This window comes from Providencia sp. PROV061 (assembly GCF_011045655.1).
In the GTDB taxonomy this organism is placed as follows: Bacteria; Pseudomonadota; Gammaproteobacteria; order Enterobacterales; family Enterobacteriaceae; genus Providencia; species Providencia hangzhouensis.
This window is the reverse complement of record NZ_CP042861.1, coordinates 3,170,969-3,189,602: the sequence shown is the minus strand read 5'-3', so window position 1 is coordinate 3,189,602 and position 18,634 is coordinate 3,170,969. Positions and strand designations below refer to the sequence as shown.

The window sequence follows — 18,634 nt, the reverse complement described above, 5'->3', positions numbered from 1 at the left end:
GTAATCAACCATTTTACGTTTTTTCGCGACAAATTGGCTCATAAACCGCTTTAAATAATAGATGATAGGCAACCGGATAGCACATGGCAGACCGCAACTTTGATGATATTGTCGATAAATTTGCAAAAAATATCTACGGAACGACAAAAGGAAAAATACGAGAAGCGGTAGTTTGGCAAGATTTAACTCAATTATTAAGCAGCCAATTTGAGGGTAAAACTCTAAAAATACTTGATGCAGGTGGTGGTGAAGGACACTTTTCACGCAAACTCGCCGAAATGGGGCATCAGGTGATACTTTGCGATTTATCTGAAGAGATGTTGGAACGAGGCAGTGAGCTTGCCAAGGAACAAGGTATTAGCGATAACATGCGTTTTGTTCATTGTGCAGTGCAAGATATCGCACAATATATTGATGAACCTGTTGACCTTGTTTTATTTCATGCGGTACTTGAATGGATTAGCGATCAAAAATATGCAATTGAACAACTGGTAGATATAATTAGACCAGAAGGCGTATTTTCTGTCATGTTCTATAATGCAAATGGTCTGGTGATGCGTAATGCAATTTTGGGAAATTTTCATCTTGCAACGCCAAATATTCAACGTCGTCGTAAACGCTCGTTATCACCACAAAACCCGCTTTTTCCTCATCAGGTTGATGCTTGGTTAGGCGAGTGTAATATGCAAATCATCGGTAAAAGTGGTGTCAGGGTATTCCATGACTATTTACAAAGTCGGCAGTTACAGCAAAAAGATTTTCCGGCATTGTTGGCATTAGAACAGCAGTATTGCCGTGAAGAACCCTATATTAGCATGGGGCGTTATATTCATGTCATGGCACGCAAACAAATACAAAAGGACGATTTATGAGTGATTTTTCCCAGACCGTCCCTGAACTTGTGTCTTGGGCACGAAAAAATGATTTTTCGATTTCACTTCCCGCTGAACGTTTAGCATTTTTGCTCGCGGTAGCGGTATTAAACAGTGAAAGAGTCAATGGTGAAATGAGTGAAGGGGAACTGGTTGATGCCTTTCGTGAAGTTTGCAAAGGGTTTGAGCAGACAACTGAATCATTGTCAGTAAGGGCCAATAATGCCATCAATGATATGGTTCGCCAGAAGATTTTTAACCGTTTTGCCAGTGACATTGTTGAAGGTAATGCAATTTACCGGCTAACCCCTTTGGGGATTGGCATCAGCGATTATTATATTCGTCAGAGAGAGTTCTCAACATTAAGACTCTCCATGCAACTTTCTATTGTTGCAGGAGAGCTGCAACGTGCCGCTGAAGCCGCAGAGGAAGGTGGTGATGAATTTTATTGGCATCGTTACGTGTTTGCCCCACTAAAATATTCAGTTGCTGAAATTTTTGACAGTATTGATTTATCCCAACGTATTATGGATGAACAGCAAAATTCAGTAAAAGAAGATATTGCCGCATTATTAAATCAAGACTGGCAGGCAGCTATCGCTAACTGTGAGCAATTACTATCAGAAACATCAGGTACATTGCGTGAGTTGCAAGACACATTGGAAGCCGCAGGGGATAAACTGCAAGCGAATTTATTACGTATTCAAGAAGCTAATATGAATGCGCCGGCGTTCTCTGACTTAGTGGATAGGTTGGTTTTTGACCTGCAAAATAAATTAGACCGTATTGTTAGCTGGGGTCAACAATCTATCGATTTATGGATTGGTTATGACCGTCATGTTCATAAGTTTATCCGTACAGCTATCGATATGGATAAAAATAGAATATTTTCTCAGCGGTTACGTCAATCCGTTCAGCACTACCTTGATAGCCCTTGGGCACTCACTTACGCTAATGCGGATCGGTTATTCGATATGCGTGATGAAGAGCTCGCGTTGCATGATGAAGAGGTCATGGGTGAATTACCACCAGAGCTTGAATTTGAAGAGTTTAGTGAATTAAATGACAAGCTTGCTGAGCTAATGGAAGTTGAGTTAGCCATTTATAAAACAGAGCAACGGCCGCTCGATGTTGGCCGGGTGTTGCATGAGTACTTACTGCAATATCCGCAAAAACGTCATTTTGATGTTGCTCGAATTATTATCGACCAAGCTGTTAAATTAGGTATCGCAGAGGCTGATTTGGCGGGATTACCGGCAGAATGGCAAGCTATTAATGATCACGGAGCCAAGGTACAGGCACATGTCATCGACAAATATTGAACAATTTATGCCAGTTAAACTGGCTCAAGCATTAGCTAACCCGATTTTTCCAGAGCTAGACAGCCAATTGCGTTCAGGTCGCCATATTAGTGTTGATGACCTTGATAACCACGCATTTTTAATGGATTTTCAGGAAGCATTAGAACAATTTTATGCACGATATAACGTAGAATTAATTCGTGCCCCTGAGGGGTTCTTCTATTTACGTCCGCGATCAACAACCTTAATACCTCGCTCTGTGTTATCTGAATTAGATATGATGGTTGGGAAAATTCTTTGTTATCTCTATCTCAGCCCGGAACGCTTGAGTAACCAAGGTATTTTTACCTCACAAGAGTTATTTGAAGAATTATTATCATTAGCGGATGAAAGCAAACTACTTAAATTTGTTAATCAACGTTCGACAGGTTCTGACCTAGACAAACAAAAATTGCAGGAAAAATTAAGAACATCACTCAACCGTTTACGTCGCTTGGGAATGGTGCATTTTCTGCAAAATGATTCGAGTAAATTTATTATTAGTGAATCTGTATTCCGTTTTGGCGCCGATGTGCGCAGTGGCGATAACCCACAAGATGCACAGTTACGGATGATCCGTGATGGTGAAGCTATCTCTCTTGACGGTGAATTATCACTAAAAGATAGTGATGAAGAGGATGGCGAAGAGAGTCAAGAACCGGCAGAAAGTGATGAGGATGAAGAATAATGATTGAACGCGGAAAATTTCGCTCACTGACGCTGGTGAATTGGAACGGTTTTTTTGCCCGAACTTTTGACCTTGATGAATTAGTGACCACGTTATCGGGTGGTAATGGTGCAGGTAAATCAACAACCATGGCGGCATTTATTACCGCAATGATCCCAGATTTAACCTTACTTCACTTCCGTAACACAACGGAAGCCGGCGCGACCTCAGGTTCTCGTGATAAAGGCTTGCATGGTAAGTTACGTCCTGGTGTCTGTTACGCTATTTTGGATGTGTTAAATTCGAAGCATCAGCGCGTCATGGTGGGGGTGCGTTTACAGCAAGTCGCAGGGCGCGATAAAAAAGTCGATATTAAGCCATTTATGGTACAAGGCATTCCATTAGCGACAGTTCCAACGGAAATATTGACGGAAGTTATCGATGGCCGCCAAGCAAAAGTGATCCCACTCAATGAGCTAAAAGAACGTCTTGAAGAACAGGAAGGCGTTTTGTTTAAGCAGTTTAGCTCAATTACCGATTACCACTCGACACTGTTTGAATTAGGCGTGTTACCGAAACGCTTACGTTCTGCGAGTGACCGAAGCAAATATTATCGACTGATTGAAGCGTCACTATATGGCGGTATTTCTAGTGCCATTACTCGCTCATTACGTGATTATTTGTTGCCAGAAAACAGTGGGGTACGTAAAGCATTCCAAGATATGGAAGCGGCTCTGCGTGAAAACCGTTTAACATTAGAAGCCATTCGTGTCACTCAATCAGACCGCGACTTATTCAAACATTTGATTAGCCAGGCGACTGATTATGTTTCTGCGGATTATATGCGCCATTCCAATGAAAGACGCATTCACCTTGATGCAGCACTGGCTGCGCGCAATGAGCTATTAGCTAGCCGTAAACAATTACGTGTTGAACAAGTTCGTAGCGTCGAAATGGCGCGTGAATTGAATGAGCAAAATGGGGCATCTACAGAATTAGAAGCGGACTACCAAGCTGCGAGTGACCATTTAAATTTAGTGCAAGCCGCGCTGCGTCAACAAGAAAAAATCGATCGCTATCAAGCAGATATCGAAGAACTGACTTATCGTCTTGAAGAACAAAGTGAAGTTGTTGCTGAAGCGACTGAAACTCAAGAAGAATATGAAGTACGAGCTGAAGCTGCTGAAATTGAAGTTGATGAATTAAAAAATCAATTAGCTGACTACCAACAAGCACTGGATGTACAACAAACACGTGCCATTCAGTACCAGCAAGCCTTGCATGCCTTAACGCGTGCTCGTGAATTGTGCCAGCTTCCTGAATTATCCATTGATAACGCAGATGAATGGCTAGATACCTTCGAAGCGCGTGAACAGCAAGCTACCCAAGCGTTATTAGCGCTTGAGCAAAAAATGAGTGTGGCGGATGCCGCACATAGCCAATTTGAGCAAGCCTATCAATTAGTTAGAAATATGGTAGGGGAAGTTAGCCGCAGTGATGCATACCAACAAGCGCGTACATTATTACGTGATTGGTCATCACAACAACATTTAGCGGATCGTGTACAACCATTACGTATGCAGCTATCTGAATTGCAACAACGTCTGAATAGCCAGCAAAATGCAGAACGCTTATTGGCGGAATTCTGTAAACGTCATGGCCAAAGCTATGAGCCAGATGAACTTGATGCACTGATGGCTGAGCTGGAAGCGCAACAAGAAGAGCTCAGTATTGGTGTGAATGAGAGTGGCGAAAGACGAATGCAAATGCGCCAAGAACTGGAACAAATTCGCCAGCGTATTAGCCAACTTTCATCTAAAGCCCCTGCATGGATTATGGCTCAAGAAGCGCTAACGCAGCTTAATGAGCAATCCCATGAAACGTTTGAGTCAAGTACTGCTGTGACTGAGTTTATGCAGCAACTCCTTGAACAAGAAAGGGAAATAACGGTTGAACGAGATGAAGTTGCTGCGCAACGTAAAGATCTCGAAAAGCAAATTGAGCGGTTAAGTCAGCCAAGTGGTGCGGAAGATGGCCGCATGTTAGCGTTGGCTGAGCGTTTTAATGGTGTTTTGTTATCAGAAATTTATGATGACATTACCATCGAAGATGCGGCTTATTTTTCTGCGTTATATGGCCCAGCTCGTCATGGTATTGTGGTTCAAGACTTATCTGTGGTCCGTGGCCAGCTCGAAACATTACAAGATTGCCCTGACGATGTTTATTTTATCGAGGGGGATCCTCAATCGTTCGATGACAGCGTTTTTGATGCGCAGGAATTTGAAAATGCGGTATTAGTCCGTTCGTCTGAGCGTCAATGGCGTTACTCTCGTTATCCTGAATTACCTTTGTTTGGTCGTGCTGCTCGTGAAAGTCATTTAGAGTCATTAACTGCTGAACGTGATGAGCTTGCTGAGCGTTACGCGAACCTGTCATTTGATGTGCAGAAAATTCAGCGTTCTCACCAAGCATTCAGTCGGTTTATAGGCCAACACATTTCCGTGGCCTTTGAAGATGATCCTGAAGCTGAAATTCGTTCGCTTAACCAGAAACGCACGGAAATTGAACGTGCTTTGGCACAATTTGAAGAGCAAACTCAGCAGCAACGCCAACAATTTGCACAAGGTAAAGAAAGCCTTGCGGCTCTTAATCGTTTATTACCTCAAATGGGGTTATTACTCGATGAAACATTGGCGGACAGAGTCGAAGAGATAAACGAAGAACTAACGGAAGCAGAAGAAGCGGCACATTTCCTGAATAAACATGGTAATGCGTTAGAAAAGTTAGAACCGATTGTGACAGTGTTACTCAGTGATCCTGAACAACATGAACAATTACGCAAAGATTATGAGTCAGCAAAACACAGCCAACAAAATGCAAAACAGCAAGCCTTTGCATTAGTTGAGGTTGTTCAGCGTCGTGCTCACTTTAGTTACAGTGACTCAACAGGAATGGTGAATGAAAACGCGGACTTGAATGAAAAATTACGTCAGCGTTTAGAACAGGCAGAAACCGAGCGTACACGCGCTCGCGAACAGCTGCGTCAGCACCAAGCGCAAAGCGCACAATTCCATCAAGTTCTCGCCTCGTTACGCAGTTCTTTCGATACCAAACAAGAAATGTTGAAAGAGCTCGAGGTTGAGATGCAAGAGATCGGCGTAAAAGCTGATCCTGATGCTCAAGAGCGCGCTCGTATTCGACGTGATGAGCTGCACCAGCGCGTCATGGAAAATCGTAGCCGTATTAACCAGTTAGAAAAACAGCTGACATTATGTGAAGCTGAAATGGATAACTTACAGAAGCGGCTTCGTAAGTTAGAAAAAGACTACTATATGCTGCGTGAGCAGGTAGTGACGGCAAAAGCAGGTTGGTGTGCTGTAATGCGCTTGGTGAAAGACAATGGCGTCGAGCGTCGTTTACATCGCCGTGAGCTGGCCTATACTGACGGTGATAGCTTACGTTCCATGTCGGATAAAGCCTTAGGTGCGTTGCGTTTAGCGGTTGCGGATAACGAACATTTACGTGATGTACTGCGTTTGTCCGAAGATCCAAAACACCCTGAGCGGAAGATCAAATTCTTTATCGCGGTATATCAACACCTACGTGAACGTATTCGCCAAGACATCATTCGTACAGATGACCCGATTGATGCAATCGAGCAAATGGAAATTGAGCTGGCGCGCTTAACGGAAGAGCTAACGGCGCGTGAGCAAAAATTGGCGATCAGTTCAAAAAGTGTGGCGAATATTATTCGCAAAACCATTCAGCGCGAACAGAATCGAATTCGTATGCTAAACCAAGGGCTGCAAGCCGTGGCATTTGGTCAGGTTAAAGGGGTTCGCCTCAATGTGAATATTCGAGAAAGCCATGCGCTGTTACTCAGTGTCCTTTCTGAAGAAAGTGAAATGCATCAAGACTTGTTTACCAGCCAACGGTTAACTTTCTCTGAAGCGATGGCGAAATTATACCAACGCCTTAACCCTCAAGTGGATGTTGGGCAGCGGTTGCCACAAACCATCGGTGAAGAATTACTCGATTACCGCAACTACTTAGAATTAGAAGTTGAGGTTAATAGAGGTTCAGATGGCTGGTTAAAAGCAGAAAGTGGTGCGTTATCCACCGGTGAGGCTATTGGTACAGGTATGTCCATCTTAGTGATGGTAGTACAAAGCTGGGAAGAAGAGTCTCGCCGTCTGCGTGCTAAAGATATTATTCCTTGCCGGTTATTATTCTTAGATGAAGCTGCGCGATTAGATGCTAAATCAATTGCAACCTTATTTGAACTGTGTGACAGGTTAGAAATGCAGCTAATTATTGCGGCGCCTGAGAATATTAGCCCTGAGAAGGGCACAACCTATAAGCTAGTTCGTAAAGTGGTTGGTAATCATGAGCATGTGCATGTGGTTGGCTTAAAAGGCTTCGGACAAGAAACCCCGAACGTACAAGCACCAACATTGCAGTAATAGTTTTTGTGAATGAAATGAAAGCCGGTATTTAGGAATAAATATCGGTTTTCTTGTATTTAACAAATAGTGCAAATGCAATTTAACAAGATTATTAATTAATTTGAATAAAACCCGATGTTTAAAACATATTTTTCATGATGAAAACCTCTTTTTCTATATGGAAATTAAGTGAGAAAGAAAGCGTTAGCTAAAGCTTTTAATTAAAATAAAATTCATCTATGTTTAAAGCACCAATAAATACCCACTAATAATGAAAATAATTCTTTTTCTCATTAAGTGGTTATCTGTCTATAATCCGAAAAAAGGAAAATTAGTCTATTCCTATAACATTACTGCTAAAATTAAATACAATAAAATTGTAATTATAATAAAAAATATTGTTATCCATGTAGTTAATTAAGGTGGATGTATGGCAAAGAGAAGAGTGCGAGCTCTGCAAGTCTCAGTAATATGCGGGTTGATGGCGTTACAGTTTCCTGCATTTTCAAATGAAGAAAATACGCAGCAAAGTGTTTCTGAAGTTCAAGCGGTAGCTCCAGTTACACCAACAGAAAGTTTAGTAAAAATAACACAATCACTTCCTACGGATGTGAAACCTATTTTTTCTACGCAATTAGCAAAACTATATGCTGATAGGAAAATGCAGCTATTGTGGCAAGATGAAACGGCAATTAGCCAATTTCAACAACAATTGGCAGAATTATCCCTTGCTGGGGTTCAGCCTCAATTTGGGGAATGGTTGGCAATACTGGAAAATAACCAGTTAAATGAACTGGGCCGCGACGTTATTTTATCTGATGCCATGCTTGGCTATTTACAGTATTTGTCATCAATAGAGGCGAGCGGGCAGTACTGGCTATATACTAATCGGCCATATAAAATTATTGCTCCAACAACGGCTCAAATGAAACCATGGATAGACGCCGTTGAATCTAATAACCTAAGTAGTTGGGTAAAATCACAGGCACCGAATCATCCAATGTATTTGCCAATGCGCAAGGAAATGCTGAAATTATTAGCGATGCCTGAAGATAACCTAGAAATAGTAGGAACAAAAGCATTAAAGCCAGGGCAGTCTAGCGATGATGTGGTTATGTTACGTCAAATCTTACAACGTGAAGGGTTACTTGAGGGTGGAAATGTAACCGAAGAAGTTGCCCCTCCTGAAACAATGGCTCAAGTTGCAGAACTGGCAGTTGAACAAACCGTCGAACCAACAGAGCCAAGTGATGCACTTGCAAGTACCGTGTCCAAAGTATATGACCAAGAACTCGTTGATGCTGTAAAAAAATTCCAATTACAATATGGTTTAGAGGCCGACGGTGTAGTTGGAAAAGGCACGCGTGTTTGGTTAAATATGCAGCCAAAACAAAAAGCAGGTTTAATGGCGCTTAATATCCAACGTTTACGTATTATTCCTGCAAGTAGTGGTACAGGAATATTAGTTAATATTCCTGGCTACTCTTTAGATTTCTATTTAAATGACGAAGTCATTTTAGATTCTAAAGTGATTGTTGGTCGTGCAGATCGCAAAACACCGATCATGAGCAGTGCGCTAAATAACGTGGTAATTAACCCGCCTTGGAGTGTGCCAACCAGTATGGCACGTAAAGATATCGCCCCAAAAGGGAAGCAAGACCCAAGTTATTTTAGTCGAAAAGGCTATACGGTTTATTCTGGTTGGGGGGCTGATTCATATGAAATCAACCCATATGCTATTGACTGGGATAATATCACCCCAGCTAATTTCCCATATCGAATTCGACAAGCTCCGGGCCCAACTAACTCATTAGGGCGCTATAAGTTTAATATGCCGAGTTCAGATGCGATTTATTTACACGATACACCAAACCATAGTTTGTTTAATCGTAATGCACGTGCAATAAGCTCTGGATGTGTGCGTGTGAATAAAGCAAGTGAGTTAGCCAGTATTTTGTTAGGTGATGCAGGTTGGGAACAAAAACGAATTGACGGTGCATTGAAAGAGGGGTCAACACGGTATGTGAATATACCAGATAGGATCCCAGTTTTTCTGTACTACCAAACGGCTTGGGTAGATAAAGACCAGCAACCACAATATCGAGCCGATATTTATCAGTATGATAATTCGATTAATAATGCAGATAAATATTTGCCAATATTGAAAAAGATTTTACACTAATTGTAGGTTTTAATTTGAAGGGGGGGATTTTCTCCCCTTAATTATTTTAAGAGTTAACTGCTTGAGCGCTGTTTTTTACACATTTTCATTCCGTGACGTTTCCTCTATTCTCCGTTTTTATCCTGTTTATTCCATTGTTTTATAGTTATTCAGCTATGGCTATTTTACTTACTTTGATAAAGGCAGCATATTTTGTGTCTAAGATTGCATGTTTCGAGCAGTTTGAGTGACAAAACTCTATTACTGACGAAAACTGCAATAAAATTCCTGTTAAGTATGCATATCTTTACATAATTATACATTAAAGCTAAGCATGATTTGCTAGACTCAATAGGTTGCCAAAATTTTATCGATTAATACTGAAATTATTAGAGTCTGAGCTATCACCTATGGATATAATTGATCAATCCCGCAGAAAGTGGTTAGGTATTGGGGCTGCAACGATTGGCCTTAGTTTATTACCAAGCCATGTCTTTGCTGCAATGACGACCCCTCGACCACGAATTTTGCGTTTTCAAAACATTAATACAGGCGAATCGTTAAAAACCGAATTTTTTGACGGGCGGCGTTATAATAAGTCTGAATTAGCACGTTTAAATCATTTTTTCCGTGACTACCGTTGCGACAAAGTGAAAACTATTGACCCAAAATTGTTTGACCAAATCTATTTATTACAAATGATGATGGGAACAAACAAACCTGTCCAACTGATCTCTGGTTATCGTTCTTTAGAGACTAATAATAAATTACGCAGTAAAAGCTCTGGGGTGGCAAAGAAAAGCTACCACACACGCGGGCAGGCGATGGATTTCCATATCGAAGGGTTACAATTGAGTAATATCCGTAAAGCTGCGCTGAAAATGAAAGCAGGTGGTGTTGGTTATTATCCTCGAAGCAATTTTATACATATTGATACAGGGCCTGCAAGAACGTGGTAATCTGTGCATAGGTGACACAGATTACGGAGTAATTGCTCGATGAAATATACTATTATCCCAGTAACACCATTTATGCAAAATTGCCACGTTATTTGGGATGAAAATACGTTAGATGCAGTCGTTGTTGACCCCGGCGGAGAAGCTGAAAAATTAATTTCTGCTATTGAAAACCTTGGGCTGAAGTTAACTAAAATTCTGTTAACGCATGGTCATTCTGATCATATCGGTGCATCGGCTACCCTTTCTAAGCACTTTTCAGTGCCTATTTATGGTCCACAAAAAGAAGACGCCTTTTGGATTGAAAACCTCGCAGAGCAAAATGCAATGTTTTATATAGGCGAATGCCCTGACTTCACACCAGATTACTGGTTAGAAGAAGGGGACAAAGTGACTTGTGGCAATATTACATTTGATGTACTGCATTGTCCTGGCCATACGCCCGGTCATATTATTTTTGTGAACCATGCTGATAAATTAATTTCCATGGGTGATGTATTATTCAAAGGTGGTGTTGGTCGTAGTGACTTCCCACGAGGTAATCATCAAGATTTAATTTCATCAATTAAAAACAAAGTATTACCGCTTGGCGATGATTATCAATTTATTCCTGGTCATGGGCCGATGTCTAATCTCGGTTTTGAGCGGAAAACAAATCCTTTCTTACAAGATGAGTTACCTGTTTGGTAATTATCTAATCTAACTTAACCCCCCTTAATTACAGGGGGTTTTTTATAACTTCATATTAATCACGCCATAAAAAAATAATAGTTAACACTATGTCCTAATTGTTCCCAACTTAGTTTGGGAACACCTCGAATTTTGCTATTTTCCTATCGAACAAATAATTGCTTGTTTTAATAATAAACAAATAATTAATTGAAATAATTAGTGAATTTGTAATTTTCAGGGAAATAAGAACATGAATGATAAGGATGTTAACGCTATAACTCAAAGTAATGGTAAAACAGGGCGAGATTATTCGAGTATCAATTTACAACTTAAACCGCTGGCAGAAACGAGCCCGCAGGTTAAAACGGGTATTCCAGCTAGCCATCAACGCATTTTTACGAAAATAGCTAGTGAAGAAAATATTATTATTGGTATACGGCCAATAGATGCTAAATCAACGAGTTTAATTGAATCGGGGGAGTACAGTAGTAAGGGATTGGCTATCAAAGGTAAAAGTGCAGATTGGGGGCCTCATAGTGGTTTTATTCCAGTACAACAGGAATTTGCTAAAAAATCAGGCCGAACTAATAGTGATAAACTTAATCGCCAGCTTCAAGAGCTACTTCAATCCGGTAAGGCGATTAGTGTCCATTTAGAGCTTAGCACTCAGCGAATAAATGAATTATGTCAATTTAGTGCTATCTCACCATTAGAACTCGCCAATGATGAGGGTTATCATCGTACTACATCCATTGTTGATGATAATGAAAAAGTCTTTTTCCTGAAAAAAAGTGCAGACAGAACATCGGATAACTGGAAAGTTTATCATCTAGAAAATGGAGAACTTACAGAGTTTCTAGTTGTTGGCGATACTAAGACTGGCAAGCCTGTCACGGCAGATTATGATTTATTTAGCATTATATTTCCAATGTCAGATTTAGAGCATTATATCAATGTGAGAGAAATGCCATCTTGGGAAACATGGAAAGCAAGTGTCAATTATGATGAATTATCAGCAAAGGAAAAAAAACTATTTAATAATAAAGCGGAATATGATCGTTATGAGGGGCAGGATAACGGTGTTAGCAATAAGAAAATAAAACAACTCAAAGATAAGATGAACCGCCAGCTAGGCCGTGAAAATGGGTTTGAACTGGTTCACCACGGTGCTGATGATGCCAACCCTGCCAGTGTGATGAGTGAAAATTTTCCGATAACTTTTTTCTTACCTGAAAACTTGAAGGGGAAAAATAAACTTAGAGGGTCAACGGAATCAATTGAGACGTATTTTCCAATGAATTCTAATGGTTCTATTATTATTGATAATGTAGAACAACTATCTAATTTCCAGCAATTATTAATTAATCAGGGGTATCGTGCTCCGTTAAATAAAAAATGGAGTGAAGGTGATAATGGAGAATTATTTGAACCCAAAAGAAAAATATCGGATACCTATTTAAAAGGACTAGCAGAAATTAGTCGAAAAAAAAGCCTTAACGACAATGCTGAAAATAAAGAAAACAAGCAGCAATCTAATGAGAACGTTATGCTAGATACTGACGATGAATTTAAAGATATCCATCTAGATAACAATAAGCGTAAAACTATTCTTGCCGAAGAGCACGGAACAGAAATAAAGAATGCAGATCTCTTTGATAACGCTTTGAATAAAAATAAAAAAATAAACGAACTGGAAATGGTTGAAAATTCACATCATTCTATTATTAATACATTAGAAAAAATAGCACTAAAAGAAATTTCCATTCAAGAAATCAATAAGGTTGAACACACTTATTTATTGAAATATTTTTCTGATGAAAATGGAAATATTGATATTAAAAAATTAAAAATTGCAGTCTTTGACCCGTTAATAAACCGAAAACTAAATGCAGCGTTAAGTCAAAGACTTGAAGTTAATACATTATCACTGAAAGTAATTCTAAAACTAAAAATATCAAGTAGTTATCAACAACATGCGAGTGATATTCAGACATTATTGACCGCGATAAAAAATGACTTATTAATATTAAATCACTTAAGTGAGCGTTCGCAGAAGATATTAATGGAACTATTTTCTGCTGGGGATGGAATAGATAAAGGTAAAATTTTAGAGTTAGTGGCTGATAATCATAAACTCATTTCATTTAACAATAGGTTAAATGAGTTTAGTGAACTAGCTGCAGCCAATTTTATTGGGGAAAATGCGCTTTTAAAAAAACATTCTTTTGCAGATGCACTTAGTCTTTATAAAGATAACCAAGCCCAGCGATTGGCTAAATTTAACCAACAATTAATTTATGGTAATAAAGTTGAGTTAGTAGATCATGGAGTTATTCGTTCAGGCGCTCAAAGCCGAGAAATGGATCAAACTTTGGGGGGAACATACGCGGTTGAACTGTATTTAGGAGAAGGCCATTCAGCACGAGATTTTATTGAACGTAAAGGGCAAATAGAGCAAGCCACAGTGAAAAATGCATCGACATCAGCAGAAAACTCACTGCTGATAAAGATGGAGCAGTACAGCCAAGATATTAATACTGTACTCCACAAAAATGGGATATCAGTGGCGGACCAATCACTTGGCAGTCTATTTACAACGCTTCGCGAAGTGGATAACGCAATAATCTTCTTAAAGGGGAAATCGGTCACTTATACCGTAACTTATGTACAACGTAATGGCGGTTATAAAATCAGCTTATTTGATCCCCATGGGCTCCAATTTAGTGTAAAAAACAGCTCTTCTCAACAAGCTCAGCAGCAATTCCAACAGCAAATTAAGCATTACTTTAGTGAAAATAACCAACTTTCTGAAGGGGAATTTAGAGTAGACTTTCAGCTTATTGACTTAGACTCAGCTGGCTTTAAAAGCGCATTGTCTTCTTTACGTAGCCAGCGGCAATCAATTATTGAACAAACTGAATTTACGTTACCAAAAAACGGTTGGGTCACTATTAACGGTGAAAAAATTGCCTTTGCCAAATTACAACAATTAGGTGCCACTATTGATGGAAAACCTATTTCTTTAGGTGATATTAATACGGCTGATTTACATAATAAAATTCGTTTTTCCCCAGATAAACTAACAATGTATTTTACGTTGATGGAAGGAGGGAAAGAAGATCTCTCTTTCATTAAAGTGTTCCATGAGCAATTAAAATCAGCGGATATCCACCAATTAGTCGATCATCAAGCTAACTTTGCTGAGTCGGGAGTGCTAAAAAAACAGTTTAAATATTTAGCGGATAGTATTGATGTTCAGAAAAATAGCATCCCATCCCCAGTCTTACTTAAGACTCGTCAAGCAGGTAAGAGACTTCCTCAATTTCAACGTTTGGCAAATCGTTCTGGGCAAGCAATGGGGGCAGCCGGAGCTACTCAAAGTTTGATTAGTGCTTATGCAATTTTGGATAAACTAGATAACCCCGATATTAGTGATGAGGAAATTAAAGAGTTAGAAAAACAGTTTTATTTACTTGCTGCGTCAGCCTTGTTTAATTACGGCGATATGATAGTGCAACCGATGCTATTAAATATTGCATCCAGTAAGGGAGCAACTTCGTTGGTCCGTGCGAGAATTGCAACGGGGACGGTGGTAATTTTCAATTTGGTAGGGATGGGAATTGATGTTTACCAAGCCTACGACAGCTTATCTAAATTAGACAGTGTCACAGACCCGAAACAACGCCAAGATCTTATCGTAAATGCATCTTTCTCTATTGCTAGTGCTGTGATCAATGGGGTCACTGTTATTGGCATCTTAGTGGGCTCTTCCGTTATCCCCGTCGCTGGGTTAGTTATTGGAGGTATACTGCTGGTTGGGGGCTGGGCTTATAGCGGTGTTCGTGCGGTTCAAAACATCAAAGAAGTTATTGATATTGATTGGGATCGTGAATTAGAGGAGGGGATCCGCGGCGCTTTGAGTTTAGAGCCAACTATACGTAGCCAGCAAGAAATGAATATACAACATTATATTAATGCGTTTAAAGAGCAAGATTGGAATATGGATCTCGCTTTATTTGAAAGTCATATTGTACAGGCGGGGTTTTCTCATCACCTCAGTGTCATTGAAAAGCCGACCTATGAAAATGAGTCTCGATATTATTTAGTTGATAACTATGATAATTATTTCTACGGTAAGCTGGGAAATCTATATATAGGGGTGGGAAATACGACGGTGCGTTTTTTACGCAAAGGGGCACCCTCGTTTACTGCTGATGAAGTTAAATTTATTTTACAAAATAAAATTGTCAGAACGACGGCGTGGTTTAAAAATTTAAAACATCTTTATGAAAAGATAGGATGGTCTATTCACCATGACTTTCATCTGCAAGCAAAAGAGAAAGAGATATTTGACCTTAGAAATACGGGTAGCATAGCGACTCATGAGCGTTACTCTTTAAATTCTACCTATAAGAACTCGTTATTAGATGAATTTAAAGTACGGCACCAAATTTTAGATAATGAGTTATCACTACCTCTTCAAGACCAGTTAATAAATTCTAAGCCGGAACAAATTAGTTTTTATTCGAAAAAAACGGAATTTGGTGTATTAGGGCAACAAATGCTAAGGGAAAATGAACGTGTTTTCAGTGAACATTTAGTGAATAACAGCCAACGGACAGCGTTATATATTGAAAATTCCACTAGTGGAGGAACTAGCTGGAATACAGCTAATGGTAATGACGTTGTAATTGGTAAAAAAACACAGAAAAATGCCTTTCAAGTACTATCTGGTGAGAAGTATTTTGCAGGGGGAGATAAAAACGATCTATTTTTTATCCGAGATAGCAGTTTAGCATCGTTAACTTCACGAGAAGGAAAAACGCCGACTAAGTACCTAGATGGCCAAGACGGGCAGGATACAATCATTATTGATAACCTACCAGATAGCCACCGTGTCTATGTAAATTTAAACAAAAATACGGTGCTTTATCAGCGGGAGCGAAATCACTCTTTTATTCCAGTTGCCCATTTGCAAAGTATGGAAAATGTGATGATAAGAGGGAATAGCGATGATCATTTACGGGGAAATGATACGGTGAATATATTGGATGGTGGGTTAGGAAAAGACATCGTAGAAGGAAAAGGGGGAGATGATAAACTTATTTTAACTCAAGGTATTGCAGCTGGTGGTGACGGTAATGATAGTTATCATATTCGCCGTTATGAGTGGCTTGACCATGCTGACGATTTGTACCTAACAGAGCGCTATTTTGATAGAAAAGAAAAATCAGTTAAAACGCGAAAATACCTAAACCCTATTTATACACAAAGTAACCATAAGTTTCAGGCGAAAGTGGTTATTAAAGAACCTAATTACCAACAAAGCAAAGTCGCTATAGAGTATTTTATAGATGAAATAAGGCAAGTTCAGTTAGACGGCAACAACTTGGTTTTAACAATCAAACAACCCAAAAATAGTATTGATGGTCACTTTTTTCAAAATGTGGAAAGTGAGGTCATTATTGTCCTCGAAAATGTGCAAGATGCGGATTCGAAGGTGCCACATCATGTCTATCGATTACAAACCCTTGATGGTTGGATGATGACAACGGTAATAGATGAAAAATATCCTAACAAGTATTTTAGTTTAAGCTATATACAAGAAGGGGATCAATTATCATCTATAGACGGAAAATCTGTCAAAATAGATGAGTCAATGGGTACCATAACGATAAACCAATCACGTCATTATAAGGAGCCTAATTGGGGATGGTTTACGCCCATAGGCCGTGCTGAACACTTAACCTACCGTGGAAATAGTCAAAATAATATATTACCCCTAATAAAATTAGGTAGTTATATTGAAGTTAGCCATGGAATCGATACCTACCAAATTGTACAAAGTAAAGAGGAATATGGTGAGGTTGAGTTTGATTTTTCTAAAGTCAATGACAGTTTTACGGATAAGGACAGCCTGTGCCTATTGCTGCCTACCGAAAATGGTTATTCGCTGAATATGGACGATGGGCAGCTATACCGTTTAGATAAATTCGGGCAAAAACAATTGACTATTAAGTTTACGAATGTAGGCAATAAGCTCTCCGATGTTGTTTTACTTCAAGACAAGCATAGCAATTTATTTAAAGTCAACTTACAGGAAAACCGCTTAACACCAGTAACCCCAGTTAATGAAAGTAGCGCAGATGATGATCAAATTATAATGCCAATGGGCTATCGAACCGAAAAACATGTCATTGATGCTCAAAATGGTGATGACACTATTATCAATAAAGGCTTAGAAAGCTATGTCCTGTTGGGAGGGGATGGTGATGATAATATTAAAGCCAGCGGTGGTAATAATCTATTATATGGTGGTTCTGGGGACAACTTTATTAGTGGTGGCTCTGGGGATGATTTGCTGTTATCCAGTCAAGGGAACGATACGTTAATGGGCGGGGCAGGTGATGACCACTATTTAATTGATGGTCGTCAGGCAGGTGCCATTTATATTGAAGACCAGATTGGCAATAACCATATTCATTTAGTCAATTTTAAACGTCAACCAATTGAAGAAAGTGACTCAATATACCAATTTTATGCTTCACCAGCCGGTAAACTGGTAAAAATTAAGGCTTCTAACGATGATGGTGAGGGGAGCTTCAATATTCACCACTATGAGCGGCTGGACGAAAAATTTAACTCCTCCACGAGCCACGGGATGACTCCGCTCGTTAATTATCTCTCTGAAAAACTCCATAAAGCCAAACAGTCAGGGGAGTTCACCACTTGGAAACCCGTTGATGAGCTTGCAAGCACATTAAATGGCGTGGTAGTTGATGGTGTAGCAAGGCCTTTAAACCTAACGTTGAGAGATGATGGGATTCTATTACAGCAGGATAGCCCTAGAAATAATTGGCTTATTGATACTTTAGCTGGCAATGATAGCGTCATGGATATGAGTGAATATGGGCGTATCATCAAAGGAGATAGTGGTCACGATAAGCTGATAACTTATAGTGGTGAAAATGTGCTATATGGTGGGCAAGGTGATGATATTTTATGGGCGCAAGGCATGCATCAAGATGTGCTCATCTCTTTAGATGGAAAAGACCAATTAGCAGCAGCTCAAGGGGACGACCTCTATATTGTCAGCGGTCACGGTAAAGGCGATGTGAAGATCACTGATTCTGAGGGGCGCAATCAGGTGGTTCTAATTGATTTTGATACTGAAGAAGTCAGTTATAAACAATTGTCAGCTAAGGTTACCGAAACAATATATCGCTCAAAGAGTGGCAGGCAAGTGACGCTATCTCATAATAACCATATAGGGTCAATGAATAGTGTCATGCAGGTGCGTCATCTCAATAGTTACCAGCTGTTATCAGAACAACATATAGAGCAAACCATCGACCGTTTGGTTCAGTTACTTGTTGAGGAACGCATTGATTATGAAAGCAATCTCGACCTTAGTATAAATAACAGTAATTATAGAAAGAACTGGGGGGCGGTACAAATAACTGAGCGCTTCCTTAGCCACCTTAAATAGTTGTTTATAAAAATAGCCAGTCAGTAATGGGA

8 protein-coding genes are annotated in these 18,634 nt (G+C 39.7%); all 8 read left to right on the top strand.

All coding sequences use genetic code 11. From position 1 onward, the window contains the following. Window positions 1–83: 83 nt before the first annotated feature. The 8 genes from cmoM (at window position 84) to FVA72_RS14530 (ending at window position 18,602) form a co-directional block, all read left to right on the top strand. Window positions 84–872 (top strand): tRNA uridine 5-oxyacetic acid(34) methyltransferase CmoM, encoded by a 789-nt coding sequence (cmoM, locus tag FVA72_RS14565; protein WP_110591454.1) that lies wholly within the window; start codon window positions 84–86, stop codon window positions 870–872. After that, on the top strand, window positions 869–2,194 hold the full coding sequence (gene mukF / locus FVA72_RS14560) for a chromosome partition protein MukF (RefSeq protein ID WP_110591455.1): 1,326 nt from the start codon (window positions 869–871) through the stop codon (window positions 2,192–2,194). Before cmoM ends, mukF begins: the two co-directional genes overlap by 4 nt. Then, window positions 2,175–2,900: a chromosome partition protein MukE gene (gene mukE, locus FVA72_RS14555; RefSeq protein WP_004256187.1), complete on the top strand. Its 726-nt coding sequence runs from the start codon at window positions 2,175–2,177 to the stop codon at window positions 2,898–2,900. The genes mukF and mukE overlap by 20 nt, the downstream gene beginning before the upstream one ends. Then, entirely contained in the window at window positions 2,900–7,342 is a 4,443-nt protein-coding gene (gene mukB / locus FVA72_RS14550) for a chromosome partition protein MukB (RefSeq protein ID WP_110591456.1), read from the top strand. The genes mukE and mukB overlap by 1 nt, the downstream gene beginning before the upstream one ends. 412 nt (window positions 7,343–7,754) lie before the next feature. Next, entirely contained in the window at window positions 7,755–9,506 is a 1,752-nt protein-coding gene (ldtD, locus tag FVA72_RS14545) for a L,D-transpeptidase (protein ID WP_110591457.1), read from the top strand. A 389-nt stretch (window positions 9,507–9,895) separates the two neighbouring features. Next, entirely contained in the window at window positions 9,896–10,444 is a 549-nt protein-coding gene (locus tag FVA72_RS14540) for a YcbK family protein (protein WP_004256173.1), read from the top strand. 39 nt (window positions 10,445–10,483) lie between these two features. Next, window positions 10,484–11,131 (top strand): MBL fold metallo-hydrolase, encoded by a 648-nt coding sequence (locus tag FVA72_RS14535; RefSeq protein WP_110591458.1) that lies wholly within the window; start codon window positions 10,484–10,486, stop codon window positions 11,129–11,131. A 232-nt stretch (window positions 11,132–11,363) separates the two neighbouring features. After that, complete coding sequence (locus FVA72_RS14530) at window positions 11,364–18,602, top strand: anthrax toxin-like adenylyl cyclase domain-containing protein (protein ID WP_110591459.1); 7,239 nt, start codon at window positions 11,364–11,366, stop codon at window positions 18,600–18,602. Window positions 18,603–18,634 lie beyond the last annotated feature (32 nt).

Coding starts and splice junctions, on each gene's coding strand:
- cmoM (WP_110591454.1), top strand. CDS start 84: ATGGCAGACCGCAACTTTGATGATATTGTCGATAAATTTGCAAAAAAT.
- mukF (WP_110591455.1), top strand. CDS start 869: ATGAGTGATTTTTCCCAGACCGTCCCTGAACTTGTGTCTTGGGCACGA.
- mukE (WP_004256187.1), top strand. CDS start 2,175: ATGTCATCGACAAATATTGAACAATTTATGCCAGTTAAACTGGCTCAA.
- mukB (WP_110591456.1), top strand. CDS start 2,900: ATGATTGAACGCGGAAAATTTCGCTCACTGACGCTGGTGAATTGGAAC.
- ldtD (WP_110591457.1), top strand. CDS start 7,755: ATGGCAAAGAGAAGAGTGCGAGCTCTGCAAGTCTCAGTAATATGCGGG.
- FVA72_RS14540 (WP_004256173.1), top strand. CDS start 9,896: ATGGATATAATTGATCAATCCCGCAGAAAGTGGTTAGGTATTGGGGCT.
- FVA72_RS14535 (WP_110591458.1), top strand. CDS start 10,484: ATGAAATATACTATTATCCCAGTAACACCATTTATGCAAAATTGCCAC.
- FVA72_RS14530 (WP_110591459.1), top strand. CDS start 11,364: ATGAATGATAAGGATGTTAACGCTATAACTCAAAGTAATGGTAAAACA.